The organism is Altererythrobacter sp. CAU 1644 (assembly GCF_029623755.1).
GTDB lineage: Bacteria > Pseudomonadota > Alphaproteobacteria > Sphingomonadales > Sphingomonadaceae > Erythrobacter > Erythrobacter arenosus.
On the sequence record NZ_CP121106.1, the window covers coordinates 18195 to 39485 of the forward strand.

The 21291-nt window shown below is 63.4% G+C and carries 19 protein-coding genes and 1 tRNA gene; 12 read left to right on the top strand and 8 right to left on the bottom strand.

The window, feature by feature from the left end; genetic code table 11:
• Positions 1-4: 4 nt before the first annotated feature.
• Positions 5-730, bottom strand: a complete 726-nt coding sequence (locus P7228_RS00095) for an SIMPL domain-containing protein (RefSeq protein ID WP_278016193.1) — start codon at positions 728-730, stop codon at positions 5-7.
• A 125-nt stretch (positions 731-855) separates the two neighbouring features.
• On the opposite strand from P7228_RS00095, the gene P7228_RS00100 reads away from it, so the two are divergent.
• The 3 genes from P7228_RS00100 to P7228_RS00110 are packed head-to-tail and all read left to right on the top strand — an operon-like array spanning position 856 to position 4856.
• Positions 856-2430, top strand: coding sequence for an amidohydrolase family protein (locus P7228_RS00100; protein WP_278016194.1), 1575 nt, complete (start codon positions 856-858; stop codon positions 2428-2430).
• Positions 2431-2472: 42 nt separating this feature from the next.
• Positions 2473-4275 carry an ABC-F family ATP-binding cassette domain-containing protein gene (locus P7228_RS00105; protein ID WP_278016195.1) on the top strand — a complete coding sequence of 601 codons (1803 nt, stop codon included), beginning with the start codon at positions 2473-2475 and terminating at the stop codon, positions 4273-4275.
• Positions 4272-4856, top strand: a complete 585-nt coding sequence (locus P7228_RS00110) for a uracil-DNA glycosylase family protein (RefSeq protein ID WP_278016196.1) — start codon at positions 4272-4274, stop codon at positions 4854-4856. The genes P7228_RS00105 and P7228_RS00110 overlap by 4 nt, the downstream gene beginning before the upstream one ends.
• Here P7228_RS00110 and P7228_RS00115 read toward each other — a convergent pair.
• Together P7228_RS00115 and P7228_RS00120 are read right to left on the bottom strand one after the other, a co-directional pair.
• Complete coding sequence (locus P7228_RS00115; protein WP_278016197.1) at positions 4849-6657, bottom strand: DUF885 domain-containing protein; 1809 nt, start codon at positions 6655-6657, stop codon at positions 4849-4851. The genes P7228_RS00110 and P7228_RS00115 overlap by 8 nt on opposite strands.
• Positions 6658-6857: 200 nt before the next feature.
• Positions 6858-7331, bottom strand: coding sequence for a DUF6456 domain-containing protein (locus tag P7228_RS00120; protein WP_278016198.1), 474 nt, complete (start codon positions 7329-7331; stop codon positions 6858-6860).
• Between the two features lie 104 nt (positions 7332-7435).
• Here P7228_RS00120 and P7228_RS00125 point away from each other — a divergent pair, with 104 nt between their 5' ends.
• Together P7228_RS00125 and P7228_RS00130 are read left to right on the top strand one after the other, a co-directional pair.
• Complete coding sequence (locus tag P7228_RS00125; RefSeq protein ID WP_278016199.1) at positions 7436-8008, top strand: helix-turn-helix domain-containing protein; 573 nt, start codon at positions 7436-7438, stop codon at positions 8006-8008.
• The gene (locus tag P7228_RS00130; RefSeq protein ID WP_278016200.1) at positions 7969-9189 is read left to right on the top strand and encodes a glycosyltransferase; all 1221 of its coding nucleotides are present in this window, start codon (positions 7969-7971) and stop codon (positions 9187-9189) included. The genes P7228_RS00125 and P7228_RS00130 overlap by 40 nt, the downstream gene beginning before the upstream one ends.
• A gap of 4 nt (positions 9190-9193) precedes the next feature.
• Here P7228_RS00130 and secF read toward each other — a convergent pair whose 3' ends face one another.
• Genes secF through yajC form a run of 3 tightly spaced genes read right to left on the bottom strand, consistent with a single transcriptional unit; the run spans position 9194 to position 12120 of the window.
• The gene (secF, locus tag P7228_RS00135; RefSeq protein WP_278016201.1) at positions 9194-10171 is read right to left on the bottom strand and encodes a protein translocase subunit SecF; all 978 of its coding nucleotides are present in this window, start codon (positions 10169-10171) and stop codon (positions 9194-9196) included.
• Between the two features lie 12 nt (positions 10172-10183).
• The gene (secD, locus tag P7228_RS00140; protein WP_278016202.1) at positions 10184-11782 is read right to left on the bottom strand and encodes a protein translocase subunit SecD; all 1599 of its coding nucleotides are present in this window, start codon (positions 11780-11782) and stop codon (positions 10184-10186) included.
• Positions 11783-11799: 17 nt separating this feature from the next.
• The gene (gene yajC, locus P7228_RS00145) at positions 11800-12120 is read right to left on the bottom strand and encodes a preprotein translocase subunit YajC (RefSeq protein WP_278016203.1); all 321 of its coding nucleotides are present in this window, start codon (positions 12118-12120) and stop codon (positions 11800-11802) included.
• Positions 12121-12343: 223 nt separating this feature from the next.
• Here yajC and P7228_RS00150 point away from each other — a divergent pair.
• The 3 genes from P7228_RS00150 (at position 12344) to P7228_RS00160 (ending at position 13872) form a co-directional block, all read left to right on the top strand.
• Positions 12344-12420 (top strand) — tRNA-Pro (locus P7228_RS00150).
• A 75-nt stretch (positions 12421-12495) separates the two neighbouring features.
• Entirely contained in the window at positions 12496-13389 is an 894-nt protein-coding gene (locus P7228_RS00155) for an HpcH/HpaI aldolase/citrate lyase family protein (protein WP_278016204.1), read from the top strand.
• Between the two features lie 69 nt (positions 13390-13458).
• A complete protein-coding gene (locus P7228_RS00160; RefSeq protein ID WP_278016205.1) occupies positions 13459-13872 on the top strand; it encodes a holin family protein in 414 nt (137 codons plus the stop codon).
• A 76-nt stretch (positions 13873-13948) separates the two neighbouring features.
• Here the strand turns inward: P7228_RS00160 and P7228_RS00165 are convergent, their stop codons facing one another.
• Positions 13949-15424, bottom strand: a complete 1476-nt coding sequence (locus P7228_RS00165; RefSeq protein WP_278016206.1) for an MBL fold metallo-hydrolase — start codon at positions 15422-15424, stop codon at positions 13949-13951.
• 227 nt (positions 15425-15651) lie between these two features.
• On the opposite strand from P7228_RS00165, the gene P7228_RS00170 reads away from it, so the two are divergent.
• The 4 genes from P7228_RS00170 to P7228_RS00185 all read left to right on the top strand — a co-directional run bounded on the left by P7228_RS00170 (position 15652) and on the right by P7228_RS00185 (position 20511).
• Positions 15652-16101, top strand: a complete 450-nt coding sequence (locus P7228_RS00170; protein ID WP_278016207.1) for a type II 3-dehydroquinate dehydratase — start codon at positions 15652-15654, stop codon at positions 16099-16101.
• 70 nt (positions 16102-16171) lie between these two features.
• On the top strand, positions 16172-16666 hold the full coding sequence (gene accB, locus P7228_RS00175) for an acetyl-CoA carboxylase biotin carboxyl carrier protein (protein ID WP_278016208.1): 495 nt from the start codon (positions 16172-16174) through the stop codon (positions 16664-16666).
• Positions 16667-16669: 3 nt separating this feature from the next.
• Positions 16670-18019 carry an acetyl-CoA carboxylase biotin carboxylase subunit gene (gene accC, locus P7228_RS00180; RefSeq protein WP_278016209.1) on the top strand — a complete coding sequence of 450 codons (1350 nt, stop codon included), beginning with the start codon at positions 16670-16672 and terminating at the stop codon, positions 18017-18019.
• A 158-nt stretch (positions 18020-18177) separates the two neighbouring features.
• Positions 18178-20511, top strand: a complete 2334-nt coding sequence (locus tag P7228_RS00185; RefSeq protein ID WP_278016210.1) for a serine/threonine protein kinase — start codon at positions 18178-18180, stop codon at positions 20509-20511.
• A gap of 15 nt (positions 20512-20526) precedes the next feature.
• On the opposite strand, the gene P7228_RS00190 is transcribed toward P7228_RS00185, so the two are convergent.
• Complete coding sequence (locus P7228_RS00190; protein WP_278016211.1) at positions 20527-21240, bottom strand: PP2C family protein-serine/threonine phosphatase; 714 nt, start codon at positions 21238-21240, stop codon at positions 20527-20529.
• Positions 21241-21291: the final 51 nt, after the last annotated feature.

A 21291-nucleotide genomic window follows, 5' to 3' on the forward strand; every position in this document is an offset into this window, starting at 1 on the left:
AAGTTTACTGCATCTCGTATTTGACCGTGATCGTGACACCGGTGCCGACTTCGCCGGGTTCGATAGGCGTGTCGGCACTGGCTTTCGAACCGGACACCAGCACGGCATTTTCGGCTACCGGCATTGGGCCATAGGATTGGAAACTTTCCGAAACTTCGAGCAGACGCACGCCGGAAAAACCGGCCATCCGGGCGTATTCTTCGGCCATCTGGCGACCGCGCTTGAACGCATTGCCGCGTGCAGTCGCCTTCGCTTCCATGTCGTCTTCCAGCATGAAATTCGGACCGTAGATATTGTTGGCCCCGGCCTGGACGAGCGCATCGAGCACCTCGCCCGCGCGCTTGAGGTCGCGCAGCTTCACGTTGACGTTGTTGTTGACGTTGTAACCCGCGAAGGTCTGCTCACCGGTTTCCCGGTTGTAATTGTAGTTCGGGTTGAGGTTGAAGTTGCTCGTCTGGATGTCCTTGCGATCGATCCCGAGCGTTTTCATCCGCGCGATCAACCGATCCATCGCTTCGGCATTCTGCTCAACCGCCTGACGCGCCGTTGCCGCCCGGGTGGTTACCCCTGCGCCAATTTGCGCGACATCGGGGGTCGAGCGAACGATCTCGTTCACTGTCAACTCGACCACCGGGTTCTGCGCCTGAATCTGCACTTCAGCTGCATTTGCGGATACCGCTGCCAGCGGCGCGGCGGCCAATGCGACAATCGAGAGGATATTGCGGTTCATCGGGTTCTTCTCCTTGTTGCAGCGCTAGCTGCGTAATCCACCCTTACGGTTGACTGAACCGGCTTGTTCCAAATCCCCGGCTTTGGGGATAGGAGCGAACGGCGAAGTTTCGGGGGAGAGAATTCTTGAAGATTTCCAGACTGCTTGGAGTTGCGCTTGCATTGGCATGTGCCCCGGCCACCAACGCCCATGCGCAAGAGCTGCTCGCCCCCGCTCCCGAGCGAACTGCCGGCGAAGGTGAGGGCCCCTACCCGACCCTGTTGATTACCGGGGTGACCGTGATCGACGGCACTGGCACGCCTCCCGCCGGACCGATCGACATCCTGGTCAAGAACAACAAGATCGATTCCTATTACCCCGGCGCTGCGCCCGCGGACGTGCGTAATTCCGCGGCGCGAATTCTCGACGCAAGCGGCATGTATGCTCTGCCGGGTTTCGTCGACACCCACGGTCACAATGGCGATCCGGGCAAGGCCCCTGACGCCACCTATGGCTATCGCCTGTGGCTCGCGCATGGGGTAACGACCGTGCGCGGGGTCTCGTTCCAGTGGGGCCCCGGCCAGCCTGATGTGTCCGACGCGAGACGCAGCGAGGCCAATTCCATCGTCGCACCGCGTCTCATCCCTTACGCCGGTTTCGGTGACAAATGGGACGGGGGAGCGGTCGATTCACCGGCCAAAGCGCACGAGTGGGTGCGCTGGGCCAAGGCCCAAGGCTATTGGGGGATCAAGTTCTTCAACGGCTATGGCGCGGATGTGTTCGCAGCCGCCTTCGACGAGGCGGAGAAACTCAAGATGGGGACGGTCGCTCACCTGGCGCAGACCGGCGTCGCTGAGGTGAATGCCCGCAAAGCCGTGGAACTCGGCCTTGACGGGATCACCCATTTCTACGGCCATTCCGAAAGCTTGCTCAAGGATCACGCGATCTCGCAATATCCGGACGATTACAATTACTTCGACGAGCAATCGCGTTTCGGCTGGGTCGCGCGCCTCGCCGACCAGGTGGTCGAGCCGGACAGCGAGGAGTGGGACGAGTACATCGACTTCCTCATCGAGAACGAGGTCACGCTCAGCCCGACCTTCAATATCTACTCCGCCAGCCGCGATGTCAGCGCCGCGCGCAATCGCGACTGGCACGCCAGGTACACCCTACCCTCGCTAATGGATTTTTACGCGCCCAGCGCCACCAACCACGGCAGCTATTACAAGGATTGGACCACCGAGGACGAGGTCGCCTGGCGGAAATTCTATCGCTACTGGTTCGACCTCACCAAGGAATTCCATCGCCGTGGCGGCCGCGTCACCGCCGGCTCGGATCCGGGCTTCATCTACCAGACCTGGGGCTTCGCCTATATCGGCGAACTGGAGATGCTCCGCGAAGCAGGACTCAGCCCGCTCGAGGTGATCCGCGCTGCCACCATCAACGGCGCGCGCGAGATCTACGATCCACTAGGACAGGAGCCGCCTTTCGGCAGCCTCGCACCCGGCAAGCTTGCCGATATCGTGATCGTGCCGGAGAACCCGCTCGCCAACCTCAAGGTGCTGTATGGCACCGGCCATACTCGACTGAACCGCCAGACCGGCGTGATCGAGCAGGTTGGCGGCGTGCGATGGACTATCAAGGATGGGATAATCTACGATGCCCCCAAACTGCTCGAAAGCGTGGCGCAGATGGTTGAGGCGCAGAAAGCCAAGCGATAGCGGCTTGCGCCTTGCGGGCGGCGCGACTACCTCGCGCGGCCTATGGCACAACCCCCGATCCTTTCCTGGGAAGGCCTCGGCCTTCAGCAGGGCGGCCGCTGGCTGCTCGGCGGGCCCGATCGCGAGAATATCGATCTCCACATCGGCCCCCGCGACCGGCTGGCGCTGATCGGCCGCAACGGCGTCGGCAAGACCACCTTGCTGCGCCTCATCGATGATCGGATCGAGGCGGACCAGGGCCAACGAAAGGTCAAGCCCGGAACACGGATCGTCTTTCTCGAGCAGGAACCCGACTTCACCGGCCTTGGCACGCTGATGGACTTCGCGCTGGCAGGAAAGCATGCGCCCGAACGCCACGAGGTGGAGAGCATTGCCGCACAGCTCGGCATCGACATGTCGCGTCCGGCGGAAACCGCTAGCGGCGGCGAGCGGCGGCGCGCCGCAATTGCCCGTGCGCTGGCGATGGAGCCCGACCTGCTGCTGCTCGACGAGCCGACCAACCACCTCGACCTTGGTGCGATCGACTGGCTCGAAGATTGGCTCACCCGCTACAAGGGTGCCTTCATCACGATCAGCCACGACCGGACCTTCCTCAAGCGGCTGACCAAGGCGACGCTGTGGCTCGATCGCGGCATCATCCGGCGCAAGGAGGTCGGCTTCGGCGGCTACGAGGCGTGGGAAGAGCAGGTCTATGCCGAGGAGGCGCGCGCCGCGGAAAAGCTCGATGCCAAGCTCAAGATCGAGGCGCATTGGCTCGAACGCGGCGTGACCGCGCGCCGCAAGCGTAACCAGGGTCGGCTCGAAAAACTGTGGGAGATGCGCGCCGCCCGCGCGGCGATGATCAGCACCACCGGCAATGCCAAGCTGAAGCTGGTCAACGACGACCAGTTCAAGTCGAAGTCGGTAATCGTCGCCGATAAGGTGGCCAGATCCTTTGGCGATCGCGCAGTGATCAAGGATTTCAGTCTGCGGATCCAGCGCGGCGACCGCATCGGGATCGTGGGCGCCAATGGCGCAGGCAAGACGACGCTACTGAAACTGATCACCGGCGAGATGCAGCCTGACAGCGGCACGGTCGAGATCTCTAAAAAACTCACAGGCGTGATGATCGACCAGCAACGCAGCCTGATGGAACCCGAACGCACCGTGCGCCAGGTGCTGGCCGAGGGCGGCGACTGGATCGACGTGCGCGGCATTCGCAAGCACGTGCAGGGCTATCTCAAGGAGTTCCTGTTCGATCCCAAGATCGTCGACAGCAAGGTCGGCGCGCTTTCGGGCGGCGAGCGTTCGCGCCTGCTGCTCGCGCGCGAATTCGCCCGGACGGCGAACCTGCTGGTGCTCGACGAACCGACCAACGATCTCGATCTCGAGACGCTCGACTTGCTACAGGAAGTGATCGCCGATTTCGACGGGACTGTGCTGATCGTCAGCCACGACCGCGACTTTCTCGACCGGACGGTCACAATCACGCTCGGGCTCGATGGATCGGGCCGCGTCGACATCGTTGCCGGCGGTTATGAGGACTGGGAAGCCAAGCGCCGTCAGCCGGTGCAGGTGAAGGCCAAGCCATCTCCCTCCAAGCCAGAGACACCTTCTCAGCCCCCGCCCCCCAAATCGGACAAGCTCTCGTACAAGGACCAGCGGGACTACGAACTGCTGCCTGCGCGCATCGAGGAACTGGAGGCGGCGATCGTGAAGGGCGAGGCGATCCTGTCCGACCCCAATCTCTACGCCGCCGACCCGCAGAAGTTCGCGACTATCAGCAAGGGCATCGAGAATGCCCGTGCGGAGAGGGACGCGGCTGAAGAACGCTGGCTTGCCATCGCCGAACGGGTGGAAGGTTGAGCGAACCCGGCATCGAGGCGCTGCGGCGCGAGATTGCCGACTGCCGGATCTGCGAAGCGCATCTGCCGCACGGCTGCCGTCCGGTGACGCAGTTCTCCGCCAGTGCGCGGGTGCTGATCATCGGCCAGGCGCCCGGCACCAAAGTCCATGCCAGCGGCGTGCCGTGGGATGATGCCAGCGGCGACCGGTTGTGCGAGTGGACTGGGCTGACGCGCGAGCAACTCCACGATCCGGCCAAGGTCGCGATCGTCCCGATGGGGTTCTGCTATCCCGGCAAGGCCTCGGGCGGCGACAAGCCTCCGCGCAAGGAATGCGCGCCGCAGTGGCACGAGCGCGTCCTCGAAGTGCTGCCGCCGGATCGCCTCACCCTGCTGGTCGGTACCTATGCCCAGGCGCACTACCTGCCCGACACCGCGAAACTCTCGCTGACCGAACGGGTGCGGCATTGGCGCGATTACCTGCCCTTCGTCCCGACCCCCCATCCATCGTGGCGTTCGGCGATCTGGATGAAGCAGAACCCCTGGTTCGAGGCAGAGGTGCTGCCTGTCTTGCGTTCGAGGATCGCTGCCGCGATCAGCTAGCGGCCTTGACCTTGCCGATCCATGCGTCGACCCGCCGCTCAAGCAGGGCCAGCGGCATCACACCCTCCTGCAAGATCTCGTGGAAATCGCCCAGGCTGAAGCGGCTGCCGAGTTCGGACTCCGCCTTCGCCCGCAGGCGGACCCACTCGTTCTGGCCGATCTTGTAGCTGCAGGCCTGCCCCGGTGAGCAGCAATATCGTTCGATTTCGCGCTGGGAGCGCGCCCGGGCAAAGGCCACCGTGTCGACGAAATATTGCGTCGCCTGCTCCACGCTCCAGCGCTTGGCATTGAGTCCGGTGTCGACCACCAGCCGCGCCGCGCGGAACAGCCAGCTTTGCAGCGCACCGGCCCGTTCGAGACCACTATATCCGCCCAGCTCGTCTGCCACCATCTCGGCATAGAGCGCCCAGCCTTCGCCATAGGAAGAGAGCCAGTAGTTCTTGAGCAGCAAGGGCAGGCTATCATCCTGCAGCATGCGCACCAGGTGCAGGTGATGGCCGGGATTGCCTTCGTGATAGGTCAGCGCGGGCAGCGAATATTTCGGCCAGTCGGCCGTGTCCTTGAGGTTGATCCAGTAGATTGCAGGCCGCGACCCGTCGAGCGTCGGGAGACTGTAGTATCCGTTGGATGCCCCGTCCTGGATTTCGGGCGGCACTCGCCGGATGTCGAGCGGCATGTCGGGGATGAAATTGAAGGCTTGCGGAAGCGTGCCCGTCAACGCGGCCATGCCGTCATTGAGCGAGGCGATCAGTTCGGCGCGCCCTTCGTCGGTATTGGGATAGAGCTGCTCGGGCCGCTTGTTGAGTTCGAGCAGGCGCTCGCCGACTGTCCCCCTGGTCAGCCCAGCGCCCGATAGCAGGGTGTCGAGCTCCGCGCTGATCTCCGCCACCTGTTCGAGCCCGGTCTGGTGGATCTCCTCGGCCGACATCTCGGTGGTCGTGAAATGCCGCAGCGCTTCACGGTAGATTTCCTCGCCCTGCGGAACCCGCCATACCCCGTCACCCGCGGCAGTCGTCGGGCGCAATTCGGCCAGCATCTCGTGCTGGCGTCGCAGTGCCGGGAAAACCGAATTCTCGACGATCTCACTCGCCCGTCGTTCCCATTCGCCGTCGAGGCCCTTCTCCTTCGCGCGGCGCACGAGCGAGCCGACCAGGCCCGTTTCCGCAGCCGCCGGCTTGAACAGAGACTCGATCTGCCCCATCGCGAGGTCTAGCGCCCAGCCGGGGGCGAGATAGCCCCGCGCCGCATCCGCGCGCTGCGCCTCGCTCTGCTCGTCGAGCGCAGCGGGAAACAGCGCCAGCCGCGCCAGATAAGCCTCCGCGTCTTCGGCGGTCTCGACCGGGTGGGTCGAATCGAGGAAGTCGGGAATCGAGAAATAGGCACCGTCCTGCTGGCTGATCCGATAAGGGGAGCCGAGGTCGTTGATCCCGAACTTGTCCGGCAGCAGCCGCTGATCGAGCATGTGCCGGACGATCTCCTGCCGCACCTGCCAGATCTCGCTGAGATCGCCCGACGGCACGGCATCGAGTTCCGCGAGCATCTGGCGCGAGTGCTGCGACGCCTGCTCTCCGTGACCGAGCGTAAAGCGATCGAGCCGCGAGCGAGCACCGGAGTTCGGCCCCTTGTCCAGCCCCAATGTGGTCGCCAGCATCGGGCTCAGCTCGATGTCGCCGGCGAAGATATCCTCCAGCACCTGGCGCAGCCGCTCGTCCGCCGTGCCCTGCGCAAACGCCAGCGCCGGATTGAGCGAAAACGCCAGCGCGGTCGTACCGCTGCTTGCAAGAAATTGCCTACGATCCACAGTCCTCTCCCCCAGAACATACCTTGTTCCAGTACCTTGCACGGTGACCGCATCGAGACAAACACAAATGCACTGTGATCGACGGACGGCTACGCCTGGCCGACGAACCATTGCTCGGCCGCCCTGAATTGCCGAGTTCCCGCCGGGAAATCCTACCCGATGGAACACATGGAACACGGTCCTGAACCGAAAAATGCGGCTCAGCCGATGCGGTAGAAATCCGCCACGCGGTCGAGCGCCAGCCTGAGCACCAGCTTGCCGCTGCGCGATGGCCAGCCGAGCTCCTTTTCCGCCTCGGGCAAGGCTTCACCAGCACACACCACGCGCCACAGAATATCCTCGAGCCCCTTGCCCGCTTCCGCCAGCGCACCGTCGAACCGGGCCTTGGCCGCGATCTGACGCTCGGTCCCTGTCAGGCCAGTATCGCCAGTGGTCTTCACCCGGACGGGATCCCACCGCATGGTGACGCTGGCGCCCAACTGCGCGCGTTCGTAATCGGCGCGCAATCGCTCGCCTGCGGCGAACAGCCGATCATCCAGATGCCCGCGTGCATGTAGCCAACTCAACGGGGACTCGGCGAGATTGACCGTCACAGTGCGCCGCTTGCCCCGGGCCGAACCCCGACGCCGGGGTCCCTCTTCGGTCAGTTCGCGTTCGATCAATTCGCGCTGCATGCTCGATCCTCCTGTGCATTGGCCAGGACCGGGCCTTGCAATCGCGGGAACGCTGTAGGAAAGAAAAATCACCTATCCGGTTAATCGCCGCGCAGGAGGCCCACGTGATCAACCGCATTCGCGATATCCGCAAGCAGAAGGGCATGACGCTCGCCGAACTGGCGGAGAAATGTGTCCCCCCCACCACCGCGCAAACAATCGGGCGGCTCGAGACCGGCATGCGCAACCTCTCGATCAAGTGGATGGACCGGATTGGGGCGGCCCTGGAGGTCGACCCCGAACTGCTCGTGCGCTCGGATGAAAGCGAACAGCCGATGGTGGTCGCGGCCCTGCGCACCCATGGTCCGGAAGCCCTGACCAAGCAGCGCGAGGCGCTCGTTCCCACGGAACTCGCCGGTGACGGTGCGCTGTTGGTGCTGGCGGTCGAGGAAAGTGTCGGCGAATTCAGGCCCGACGACATGATCTGGCTGCGCCAAATTTCGCCCGAGGACGCACCCAAGGCGATCAATCGCGATGTGCTGATCCCGCGGCCGGGCGGCCGGTTCTACTTCGGCCGTCTGATCGATCGCCAGGGAGATTTCATCGGCGTGTTGCCACCTGGCAGCGGCCAGAAACAGCAGGTCGTCGAAGGGCCGCCATGGATCGCGGTCGCGGAAATGCTGGTGCGCAAGCTTTGAAGCACGTCCTGTCGCTTGCGACATTGTTTCCGAATGCGGAAGACCCGCGCTTCGGCCCCTTCGTGGCGAAATCGCTCGAAGCACTGGCTTCACGCGGCGACTGGAAGGTCACGGTGGTAAACCCGATTGGCATCCCGCCCGTCGCATTCGGGAAATACCGTCCGCTCGCGGCACTCGATCCGGTATCGCAGGAGCGCGGGATGGTGGTGCATCGACCGCGCTTTATGCTGATCCCGCGCTTTGGCCCGCGCTTCAACGCCAATGCGATCGCCCGGGCCGTGACACCGCTCATTCGGCAAATCCACGCAGAAACGTCGATCGACCTGCTCGACGCCGAGTTTTTCTTTCCCGATGGCCCGGCCGCGGCCCAGATTGCCGAAGCGATCGGCCTTCCGCTGTCGATCAAGGCACGCGGGTCCGATATCACCTATTGGGGCACGCACGAATTCGCGAAGGAGCAGATGCTGGCTGCCGCCGAAAACGCGTCTGCGCTGCTGGCCGTATCGCAGAACCTCGCGGGCGAAATGACCGCGCTTGGCATGGATGCGAGCAAGATCACGGTCCACTACACCGGGCTCGATCGCGATCGGTTCCGGCCGCTCAATCACACAGGGCTGCGGGCGACCCTGGCAGGCGAGCTCTCATTCGAGATTCCCGATGGCGCACCGCTGCTGTGCTCAGTCGGGGCGCTGGTCGAACGCAAGGGACATGCGTTTGCGATCGAAGCGCTCGGGCAATTGGCCGACGCCCGGCTGATCATCGTCGGCAAGGGCGAAGACGACGCCATTCTGCGGGCGCTGGCAAGCGAATTGGGCGTGGCAGAACGCGTACTCCTCGCCGGTTCGGTCGATCACGACCTGATGCCGGTGATCCTGTCAGCTTCGGACGTCATGGTCCTTCCGACGCGAGCAGAGGGCCTTGCCAACGCCTGGGTCGAAGCGCTGGCCTGCGGCACCCCGGTCGTAACTTGCGACGTCGGCGGCGCGCGCGAACTCATCAATTCGGAGATCGCCGGCAGGTTGGTCCCGCGCGAGGTCGACGCCATCGTCGCAGCGGTGCGCGCTATTCTCGCCCATCCACCCTCGCCGCAGGCGGTCGCCGCGACGGTCGAGCGGTTCAGCTGGGAGAATCACGCCGCCGAGCTAGCCGCACATTTCGAGCGGGTCTCGGCGGCGGATTGATCGATCAGTTCTCGCCGCGGGCGAGGCGTTCCTGGCGGTCCGCGACCGTCTCTTGCGGAACGAAGCTGTTCGAAGTCACGCCCAGCCACACCAGCAGCGGCGCCGCCATGTAGACCGAGCTGTAGGTACCGACGAAGATACCCAGCGTGATCGCGGCGACGAGGCCGAACAGGCTCGCCGGGCCGAACAGCAGCAGCGGAACCAGCGCGACCAGCAGCGTCAGCGAGGTCATCACCGTACGCGCCAGGGTCTCGTTGACCGACAGGTCGAGCAATTCGGGCAGCGGCATCTTGCGATACTTCTTCAGGTTCTCGCGGATACGGTCGTAGACGACGATCGTATCGTTTAGCGAGTAACCGATGATCGCGAGGATCGCGGCGATGATCTGCAGGCTGAATTCCATCTGGAACAGCGCGAACATGCCCAGGGTCAGCGAGACGTCGTGGAACAGTGCGAACAGGCCGCCCACGCCGAACTGCCATTCGAACCGGATCCAGATGTAGAGCGCCACCGCCAGCATCGCGGCGAGCAGGGCCAGCACCGCGTCGTTACGGAACTCGCCCGCCACCTTGCCCGAAACGGTATCGTTACCGTCGCGCCGAACGTTGGGGTATTCGGACTGGATCTGGGCGATCACCCGGTCGCCGATCTCGGTCGCGGCACCTGGCACATCCTCTGCCTCGGCGGGCAGGCGAACGCGGATCGAGACCTGGTTCGGTTCACCGAAGCGCTGGATGACCGGCTCGCCATAACCGAGCCTGGCGATTTCCTCGCGCAGTTCGGCAATCGGGGCCTCGGCCCGCTGCTCGAAAGTCACACGCACTTCCTGGCCGCCGGCGAAATCGACGCCGTAATTGATCCCCTTGGTCAGCACGAGCGCCCAGCTCGCCGCGATCAGCAGCAGGCTGACGACGAAGAACGGGATGCGCCACTTCAGGAACTTGATGTTGGTGTCGTCGGGGACGAGCTTGAGCAATTTCATCCTACCATCCCCTCAAATATTGATATCGCTTGGCCGCGACTTGCGCAGCCATCCGGCGACCCACATGCGGGTCAGCGTCACGGCGGTGAAGACGCTCGTGAACAGGCCGATCACGAGCACGACCGCGAAGCCGCGAACCGGGCCCGAACCGAACAGGAACAGCAGCACGCCGGCGATGAAGTTGGTGACGTTGGCATCGTAGATGGCGCGGCTGGCTTCCTTGTAGCCGGTTTCGACCGCCGCCACGACCCGGCGCCCGCGCTTACGTTCCTCGCGGATACGTTCGTTGATCAGCACGTTGGCGTCGACCGCCGCGCCGATGGTCAGCACGAAACCCGCGATGCCCGGCAGGGTCAGTGTGGTATTGAGCCCCGCCATGATGCCCAGGATCATGAGCACGTTGAGACCAAGCGCCAATGTCGCATAGATGCCGAAGCGGCCGTAGCTCGATATCATCAGCACGATCACGGCGACGGTACCGATCAGCATTGCGATCATGCCCTTGCGGATCGAGTCCGCACCGAGGTCCGGCCCGACCGTCCGCTCCTCGATCACGGTAAGATCGACCGGCAGCGCACCCGAACGAAGCGAGATTGCGAGGTTATTGGCGGTTTCCGTGGTGAACCCGCCGGAGATCTGGGCCGATCCGCCAAGGATGGGTTCACGGAAATAGGGCGAGGAGATCACCTTGCCATCAAGGATGATGGCGAAGGGTTTGCCCGTGTTCTCAGTGCTGAGCTTGGCGAATTTCGCCCCGCCCTGCTGATCGAACTGAATATTGACCACCGCTTCGTTGGTCTGCGGATCGACACCGGCCTGCGCATTGGTCAGGCTGTCGCCGCGAATGCCGCCGAGACGCCGGACTGCGACCATCTGTCCGGGAAAATCCGATGTTTCCGAATAGGGAAAGATCTCACTGCCCGGAGGAGCAATACCGGCTGCCACATCATTGGGCAGCGCGCTCTGGTCGACGAGCTTGAACTCGAGCTTGGCAGTCTGGCCGAGCAATTCCTTGAGTGCGTCGGGATCCTGCAATCCGGGAACCTGCACCACGATGCGCGTATCGCCCTGGCGGATGATGGTCGGCTCGCGCGTGCCGAGGGCGTCGATACGCTTACGGACCACCTCGGTCGCGCTGTCCATCGCGTCGGTGACGGCCTGCTCGATCCCGTCCTGCGTCGGGGCCAGAACCATGCGCTGACCATCAACGACGGTGAGATCCCATTCGCGGGTCAGGCCCGTGCCGTTGACGATCGGCAGCAGGATTTCGCGCGCGCGATCGAGATCAGCCGGGTCATCGAGCATGAAGCTCAACCGACCGCCGGAGGTAGCGAGATCACCGATGCGGATGCGCGGCTCGGCGTTACGCATCAGCGAGCGGACCGACTCTTCCATGTTCTCGAGCCGCTGGGATGCGACCTGGTCGGCCTGGGCCTCGAGCAGGATGTGGCTGCCGCCGGCCAGGTCGAGCCCGAGGTTGACCTCGGGATCGGGCAAGGCATCGGGCCAGCTAAGATTGGCGGCGGCGAAGATCGAAGGCAGTGCGGCGAGGCACGCGACAAGCGTCAGCCCCCACAGCCAGACCTTACGCCAGGTCGGAAAATCGAGCATGGTTCAGCCTGTTCCCGTCAGTCGTTGGCGGCGTTGCCACCCGGCGGAATGATATCGCCGATGGTGTTCTTGACCGCCTTCACGCGCACGCCCTGGGCCAGATCCAGCTCGACATAATTGTCGTCGACCTTGACCACCTTACCAACCAGGCCGCCGGCGGTGACGACCTGGTCGCCCTTCTTGAGCCCGGAAATCTTCTGCTGGTGCTCCTTCTGGCGCTTCATCTGTGGGCGGATGATGAGAAACCAGAAAATCAGCACCATCCCGACGATGGGTGCCCACTGAATCCAGGCGGGAGGTGCTTCGGCACCGGCCGCGGCAGCAAGGAATTCGATCATTGTGAAAGCCTGTCAGAACTTGTGTTTCAATAGTGTCACAAGGGACAATTCCGACGCCGTTAATCGCGGACCGGTCCCTCCCCTTGTGCGCTAAGTGGGCGCGCCTAGCAGCATTGCAAGTCCACCACAATCGCGCTTGGCAAAACCGCAGCGGCCAATTCGTCATTGATCCGCGCTTGCCAGCATCGGAGACGCGGCCTATAGGGCCGCCCTCCACTGGTTCCGGGACGTGGCGCAGTCTGGTAGCGCACTATACTGGGGGTGTAGGGGTCGCTGGTTCGAATCCAGTCGTCCCGACCAGTGGGAATTCCTCCCCATACCGATCTTGCACCTCCCCGGCACGCGTCCTAACGCGCTGCCTCGAGAGGAATTTGCATGACGACCCAGACCGCCCTTACCCGAATGCGCAGCTGGCTGTTCGCCCCGGGCGACAGTGAAAAGAAGATGAGCAAGGCAGGCGACTCCGCTGCCGATATCGCGCTGCTCGACCTCGAAGATTCGGTCATGCCGGAGAACAAGCCCGCTGCACGCGAGATGGTGCGCGAATTCCTTGCCGGGCGCGAGGACAGGCACCGCATCTGGGTAAGGGTGAATCCGCTGTCCTCGGATGAAACCGTGGCCGACCTCGACGCGATCATGGCAGCCGCACCCGGGGGGGTATTCCTGCCCAAGGCCGAAGGCCGCGCGGACCTGGAATTGCTCGACACCCTGCTGAGCAAGGCCGAAGCCAAGAACGGGATCGACGACGGAGCTACCAAGGTTGCTGCGCTCGTGACCGAAACGCCCAAGGCGATGTTCCATTGCGGGGATTATGAAGGTGCGCCGCGGCTGGTCGCCATGAGCTGGGGCGCAGAGGATCTCTCTTCGGCTCTCGGCGCCCGCGTACAGCACCGGCCAGACGGCAGTTACATGCCGACCTACGAGCTGGCGCGCAGCCTGTGCCTACTCGGGGCTGTCGCCGCTGGCGTGGCCCCGATCGAAACGGTCATGCCCGAGTTCCGCAACCTCGATGCGCTGCGCGAGCGTGCGGACATGGTCCGCGGTCAAGGTTATCGGGGTATGTTGGCCATCCACCCGGCGCAGGTCGAAGTGATCAACGCGGCCTTCACGCCCAGTGCAGAGGAAATCAATCACGCCCGCGCGGTGATCAAGGCTTTCGCCGACAATCCGGGCGCCGGGACGGTCGCGCTCGATGGTGCCATGGTCGATATTCCGCACCTCAATCTGGCCCAACGCCTCCTGATCGAGGCGGGTGAAGAGCCGGATTAAACAGCGGATTTTCCTACACTAACCTATTTGGTTAGCAAGCATGCGACTCGCAATAATGGAGCGCATGCCATGTCCGTTCTCGATACCCTGATCGGGCCCCTCGCCTCGATCATCGACAAGATCATTCCCGACAAGGAAACCCGCGCCAAGGCCAAGCTGGAGCTGATCAAGCTTGAAGGCACACAGGAAATGCAACTCATCGAGGCGCGCTTGCAGGCGATCGTTGCCGAAGCGCAATCGAACGATCCATGGACCAGCCGCGCGCGCCCGAGCTTTCTCTACGTGATGTATGCTCTGATCCTGCTGAGCGTGCCGATGGGCCTCATCGCCGCCTTCGATCCAACCGCCGCCCGCGCCATCGGCGACGGCATGACGCGCTATCTCGGCGCGCTACCGGATTCGCTCTATGCGCTCTTCGGCACCGGCTATCTCGGCTACACCGCCGCCCGACAATGGGGGAAGGTCAAGGGCGCCGATCGGTAGGAGAACCGCTCGTCCGCACTGGACGGGCGGCCCCCACCAGGGCTCAACGAAAGAGCAGAGCCAAGCTGCGTGTCATTCACCCGCCGCTGCAGATCGGCCGGCCTGACTTGCACGGCTGGCCATCATATCCTGCGACGGCCGCAGAGAATTCCTCCCAAGTCACCGCCTTGCGGCCATGCGCCGAGAGGATGGTGGCTACGTCGAGTCCCAATGCCTCGATATGGTTCTTGAGATAGACTGTCCCGGCGCCAACGGGTGTAGGCGCCGCGCCTTCATAGAGGCCGGTATAGTGATCGGCCTGGAATATCGCGCTGGCCGCGGGGATGTAGACCAGAGCCATCGATTCCATGTGGTTGGTTGCAACGTCGTAGATCTGGACCGGGCCGAGCGTCATGCTGCCGTCCAGCACCATCAGGCGGTCTTCGGGAATATCGGCGCCCGCCGCAGTCCTGACATTCGCGACCGCATTTTCCGGTGTCACGAAGATCGCGCCCAGGCCGAGTGCATCAGCCATTCCCCCCAGGTGATCGGTATGGTGGTGAGTGACGACCTGATAGCGGATCGGCTTGGTGCTGCCAGTTGCCTCCTTATAGGCGTCATAGCGAGCCTGCAGACCCGCATAGCCGCCCACGGCGATCAGGTGATCACCGGCATCGACGAAGGTTGTGTAGGCCGCCGCTCCACCCTGCGGTCCCTGTCCCACCAGATGCACGCCGGCGGCAATTTCATCGGTCGTCATCTCGGCCTGGTCAAGGCGTGCAGGCTCGGCGACGATCCCGCTATCGATCGCGAAGATCGCAGGATCGACGCCGTTGACGCTGATCTCGCGCGATAGCGACAGGAGGTTGACGTCATCGCCGATGAAGAATTCGAAATCGCGTGCGTAGCTGACGCCGCCCTGCGTCGCGTGATTGCCGAAGGTGTAGGTCAGCGAACCGAAAGGCGTGACCCGCTCGCTCTTCGAGATCAGGCCCGTCTCCTGATCGACATAGAGCGTCAGCGGAGGCGATGACGGCAATTGGAATTCGATCATCGCGTGGGGACGACCGAGGTACATCGCCGTGCCCTTGTGCGTGGCACTGTCCGCTGACTTGGCCAGGTGGTAGGCGAGCAACGTATCGGTCACCCGGATGACGGCGCCATATGCGGCGAAGTAATCGGCAAAGGCCGCAGGCTGGTAATCGCCCGAAATGTAGTTGACGATTGCGATGTCATCACCCGCCGACACCGTGCGGGTGTTGAAGGTGAAGTTCCAGTTGGCGCTCCAACCCTCGACGCTGCCGCGCTGGTTGGCCAGATCGAGCTGCGCATCCTGCTTCAGGTGCGTGAACTCGACCATCCGCGACGTATAGCCCTGTCCGGGAAAGGCGGTCTTGTAATGATCGCGGACGCGGATCGATTGCATATCGGTCAGATCACTACCGCCATAGGCTTCGGTAACTTGCGCGATCACCGCGTCTTCAGCCTCACCTGCCCAGGCCTGGCTCGACAATGCCGCAACCGAAACTGCCGCGCCGAAAATGGTCGAAAATCTGGAAAATCTCAGCCTCATGAGGTCCCTCTCCCTCTATTGGCGCTGCCGAATTCACTCCGCACAATTTCCAGCCCCACGATGCAGGACAGCGCTTCCGGGGCATGGGCTAGACAGGTCGGAAGAGTGGGGGATTCGATATTCGACCAATCCGGCCAAGGCTTCGATGAGCGTATTGGAGAATTCGATCTATAGGCGCGTCGGAGCTTCTGCTTCCCCCGCGCCCCACGCCGCGCTAACCAGCGCGCATGAGCACTGCGTCCAATCTCGTCTATGTCCTCAACGGACCCAACCTCAACCTGCTCGGCCTGCGCGAGCCGGAGATCTATGGCTCCGACACGCTAGACGATATTGCAGGGATGCTGGATGATCGTGCGCGCGAACTCGGCCTCGAAATCGACATGCGCCAGACCAATCACGAAGGCGTGCTGGTCGACTGGATGCACGAGGCGCAGGCCGAGGGCGCGCGGGCGGTGATCATCAATCCGGGCGCCTATACCCATACCTCGATTGCGCTGCTCGATGCGACGAAGGCGATCCGCACGCCCGTGATCGAGGTCCACCTTTCCGACCCGCTGCAGCGCGAGCAGTTTCGCCACATCTCTTACATTGGCATGGCCGCAGCCAAATCGATCACCGGACAGGGCGCGAAAGGCTATGTCGTCGCGCTCGAAGCGGTGGCCAGCGGCGAAATCTGACCAATCGCCCCTTGCCAGCCACAATTCGCGCGAATAGTCACGCCCGCAACCAATAGTTGATGGGGCGTATATGGCCGAAACCAAAGGCACGACCGGGCGCAAGTCCGGCATGAATGTGGATACTGCACTCGTTCGCGAACTCGCAGAACTGCTCGGGGAAACCGGGCTCACCGAAATCGAGGTCGAGGATGGCGATCGCAAGATCAAGGTTTCGCGCGGCGGCGGTGTTGCCGCTGCCCCGGCGAGCTTCGCCGCTCCTGCACCTGTCGCCGCGGCCGCTGCCCCGGCAGCGCAAGCCCCCGCCGCCGAAGAAGCGCCGGCCGATAGCCACGCCGATGCGATCAGGTGCCCGATGGTCGGCACCTGCTATCTCGCGCCCGAACCGGGGGCAGACAACTACGTCAAGGTCGGCGACAGCGTGAAGCAGGGCGATACCTTGCTGATCGTTGAAGCGATGAAGGTGATGAACCCGATCACCGCCGACAAGGCCGGCACGGTGAAGGCGATCCTTGTCGACAATGCGCAGCCGGTCGAATTCGACCAGCCGCTCGTCGTCATCGGGTAAACGATGGGCATTTCACGCATATTGATCGCCAACCGGGGCGAAATCGCGCTACGCATCCACCGCGCAGCGCACGAGATGGGGATCGAGACGGTCGCGGTCCATTCGACTGCCGATGCCGATGCCATGCATGTGCGGCTGGCCGACCACGCGGTCTGCATCGGTCCGCCGCCTGCGACCGACAGCTATCTCAACATCGCCAACATCATTTCGGCGGCCGAATGCGCGCATTGCGACGCGATCCATCCCGGCTACGGTTTTCTGTCCGAGAACGCCAAGTTCGCCGAAATCGTCGAAGCGCACGACATCGCCTGGATCGGCCCCAAGCCCGAACATATCCGCACGATGGGCGACAAGGTCGAGGCGAAGCGCACCGCAGGCGCGCTCGGCCTGCCGCTGGTGCCCGGCTCTGACGGTGCCGTGTCGGACTATGGCGAGGCGCGCAAGATCGCCGCCGAGATCGGCTATCCGGTCATTATCAAGGCGGCCTCGGGCGGCGGTGGTCGCGGGATGAAGGTGTGCGAGAGCGAGGACAAGCTCGAAACACTGATGAAACAGGCCGGCAGCGAGGCCAAGGCGGCCTTCGGGGATGCCACGGTCTACATCGAGAAATATCTCGGCAATCCGCGCCACATCGAATTCCAGGTCTTCGGCGACGGCAACGGCAATGCGATCCACCTGGGCGAACGCGATTGCTCGCTCCAGCGCCGCCACCAGAAGGTGCTCGAGGAAGCGCCCTCCCCCGTCATCTCGCATGAAGAACGCATGCACATGGGCGAGGTCTGCTCGAAAGCGATGCGCGACATGGGCTATCGCGGCGCGGGCACGATCGAGTTCCTGTGGGAGAACGGCGAGTTCTACTTCATCGAAATGAACACGCGCCTGCAGGTCGAGCATCCCGTGACCGAGGCTATCACCGGCGTCGACCTGGTGCGCGAACAGATCCGCATTGCCGATGGCAAGCCGTTGTCGGTCAAGCAGGAAGAGATTGAGTTCAAGGGCCATGCGATCGAGTGTCGCATCAATGCCGAGGACCCGTTCACCTTCGCGCCATCACCCGGCGAAGTGACCTATTACCACGCTGCGGGCGGCATGCATGTGCGTGTCGATTCAGGACTTTACGCGGGCTACCGCATTCCGCCCTATTACGATTCCATGATCGCCAAGCTGATCGTGTATGGCCGCACCCGCGAAGGCTGCATCATGCGCCTGCGCCGCGCGCTAGAGGAAATGGTGGTCGAAGGCGTGAAGACGAACATCCCGCTGCACCAGGAACTGCTGCGGCAGGATGACGTGCTATCGGGCGATTATTCGATCAAATGGCTCGAGGAATGGCTCGCTGAACGCGAGGGCTGAGGCCCACCCCAGCCCCCGCCCCGCAAAATCATCCCGCAAACCGCACTTTTCAGGCGTCCACCGATCGTGCGCGAATTGTCGTTGCCATACTAGAATTGCGCCTCGCGCTATGCGATGGCTTTACAAATAGTTGATGACCGGGGTGGGTCTGGGTTCCTATGACGAAAGCTTACAGCACGAAGGCGCTGCCGCCTGGCACGATCCTCCGCGAATGGCGGTTGGAGGAGGTGCTCGGCGTTGGCGGCTTCGGAATCGTCTACAAGGGACGCGGAATCTATTTCGACGAACTCGTCGCGATAAAGGAATATTTCCCCAGCTCGATCAGCGAACGAGACGAGGAATCGACCGTCGTTCCGATCGACTCCGACGCGGAAGAGGTCCACGCGCTTGGCCTCAAGAAGTTCGTCGAAGAAGCCAAGCTGCTGTGGAATCTCTCGACCCCGTCTCGCCACCCCAACATCGTCAGCGTCCGCAGCCTGTTCGAGATCCACGGCACCGCCTACATGGTGATGGATTTCGAGGATGGCGTCCCGCTCAACGAGCTGCTCAAGCAGAGTGAGAAGTTCGACGAGGAGAAGCTGCGGCGGATGATCCTGCCGGTGGCGAAGGGGCTTGAACGCGCACACCGCGTCGGGGTCCTGCACCGCGATATCAAGCCCTCAAACATCCTGATCACCGGTGAAGGCCAGCCCGTGCTGATCGATTTCGGCTCCGCCCGTTTCGAGACAGAGGGTGTGACCAGCACCACCGTCACCTTCCACACCCCGCCCTACGCCGCGATCGAACAATATGTGAAGACCTACGCGCAAGGCCCGTGGACCGATATCTACGCGCTTGGCGTGGTGCTCTATCGCTGCATCACGGGCGAGAAGCCGGCCGAGGTCCTGGAGCGGCTGCACGGTGAAAAGGAACCCGCGCTGGTCGATGGCGACTGGCCCGGTTACAGCCGTGAATTCCTGGCCGCCGTCGACGCGGCCATGATCATCAAGCCTACCGAGCGTCCGCAATCGCTGCCCGAATGGCTGGCCATGTTCGACGCGCATGATGAGCCCGCTGCTGCGCCGAGCGATGACGCCGAGGACGATGAAGCGACCCGCGTTTCACCGATGGCGGCGTCGATCGATGATATCCATCCGATCCGGCGCGAGGAAGCCGAAGAGGCGGTTAGCAAAGTCCCCGAGAAGATCGAGGACGCGGAATTTCGCAAGGTCGGCGAAGACGACCTGACGGAAGATGACCCCGAAGTCGACGAACCGACCGGGACAGGAGTGCTCGAAGACGCGCCCGCAAGCGAGACGGCAGCTCCCGAGAAGCCGGCACCCGCCGACCCCGCTGCCAAGCCTTCACCGACAGAGGAAAAGCCAGCGCCGGCCAAATTGGCAGATACGAAACTGGCGACGGACAAACCGGCGAAAACCACAGGCAAGGGGTTACCCAAACCGCTGCTGCTGGGCGGGGGCGTCCTGCTGCTGGCCGGTGTCGCGGCCTGGGCCCTCTTCGGTAGCGGCCGGGACGAAGAGCCAGTCGAAGCGCCGGTCGTCGCAGTCGAGGAAATCTCGCACGATGACGGTTTCGGTCCGGCGCTGCAGAAACTCGTCGATCTTGCCCGGCAGGACGATCTCGCCCCGCAGGCCGTGGAAGCGCTCGAGCGCCGGGCCGAGCGGATCGTCGGGCTGGAGAGCGAAAACGTAGCCATCGCAGAAGATCCCGCGCGCGCTTCGGATGTGAGTTTCAACCGGTTGCGGATTGCCGACCTCACTCGTGCTAGCCTCAACGAGCTGGCGGTGGGTCTGTCGCAAGACCTGACCGCGCGTACCCGAACGCTGGTTGCCGCCGCTCCCTGGGCAGACCCTCGGCAGGAAGGTTCGGCTTCGGGGCAGAGCGCACAGCTCCAGCAACTGGCCGGCGACCTCGAAGGGCAATTGCGCGATGCGCGCCAGTCGCTCGAAGATTTGCGCGCGGGCGAGAGTGCCGAAACCGCGCTGCCTCTGGCGCAGAAGGCGATCCTGGCCGTGTCTGCCTTCAAGGCCAAGGTCGAGGAAGCGCTGGCAGCGAACCCTCGCAAGGCCGAGCCGACCGACAAGCCGACCACCGCCGCCAGCAGCGATGCGGAGACTGCCACCCTTCCAGCAGCAAGCCCAACGGCAGCGCCGTCGGCAAGTGGCCGGACTATCGACCAAATCCGTTCCGAGCTCGAACTTGTTGCGCGGCAGACCGCGGGTCAGGCCGACCAGGTGATCAGCCTTGGCCGCGCGCGCGATCCCGGCCGCGACGCGACCGAAGATCAGAAGAAGGCGTACCAGACGCTCAAGAGCAACGCGGATGCCGCACGCGACTACAAGAGCTATCTCGACCGTCTCAAGGATTCGATGCGCGGAGTTTCGACGCCGGCAGAGGCGGAGCGGCTGCTGGTCCAGGGACGGCAGACGCAGAGCTACGTGCGTTCGATGACCCTAAGTTCGGGTCAGGCTAAGGCGATGCTCGACCGCTGACGCCGCGAGCGCTCGTCAAGCTACTCGAACGACGATGACGCTGACGTTATCGGGGGCACCCCGTGCCAGGACCATTTCGACCATGTCTTCGCAGGCCTGATGCGGATTGCCCATCATCACCACGTGGCGGATTTCCTCGGCCTCAACGCAGCGCGTCAGGCCGTCGCTTGCGAGAATGAAGATGTCGTTGGTCTGGGCCGCGCCTTTCACATGATCGACCTCGAGCCGATCCGAACCACCAACCGCGCGGGTAATGACGCTGGCATCGGGATGGGTCGCGGCGTCCTCCTCTGAGATCAGGCCTGCATCGACCAATTGCTGAACAAGGCTGTGGTCGCGCGTGATCTGCGCGATCTGGCCATCGCGGACGCGGTAGGCCCGGCTGTCGCCGACCCAGAAGCAGCCATAACGGCCATCTTCGGCGATGATCAGGCCAACCGCAGTGCTCCCCATCTTGCGCCGCTTGTCGCCATGCATGTGTTCGATCATTGCCGCGTTCGCCGTGTCGAGCGCGCGATCGACCTGTTCCAGCGCCGCCTCGAGATCGCTTGCTGTAACTGCCTCGTCGACCGATTCGACCACCATTGCGCTCGCGACTTCGCCGGCCTCATGGCCGCCCATCCCGTCTGCCACGACCCAGAACGAGCGGTCGGCACGGTCGATCAGCGAATCCTCGTTGACCTTGCGCTTGAGGCCGATGTCGGTGCGGCTGGCCGACTGGAACCGCATCACGTCGCCTGTGACGCGCGGCGCGGAGACACGCCTGTCCGCTCTTGGCCC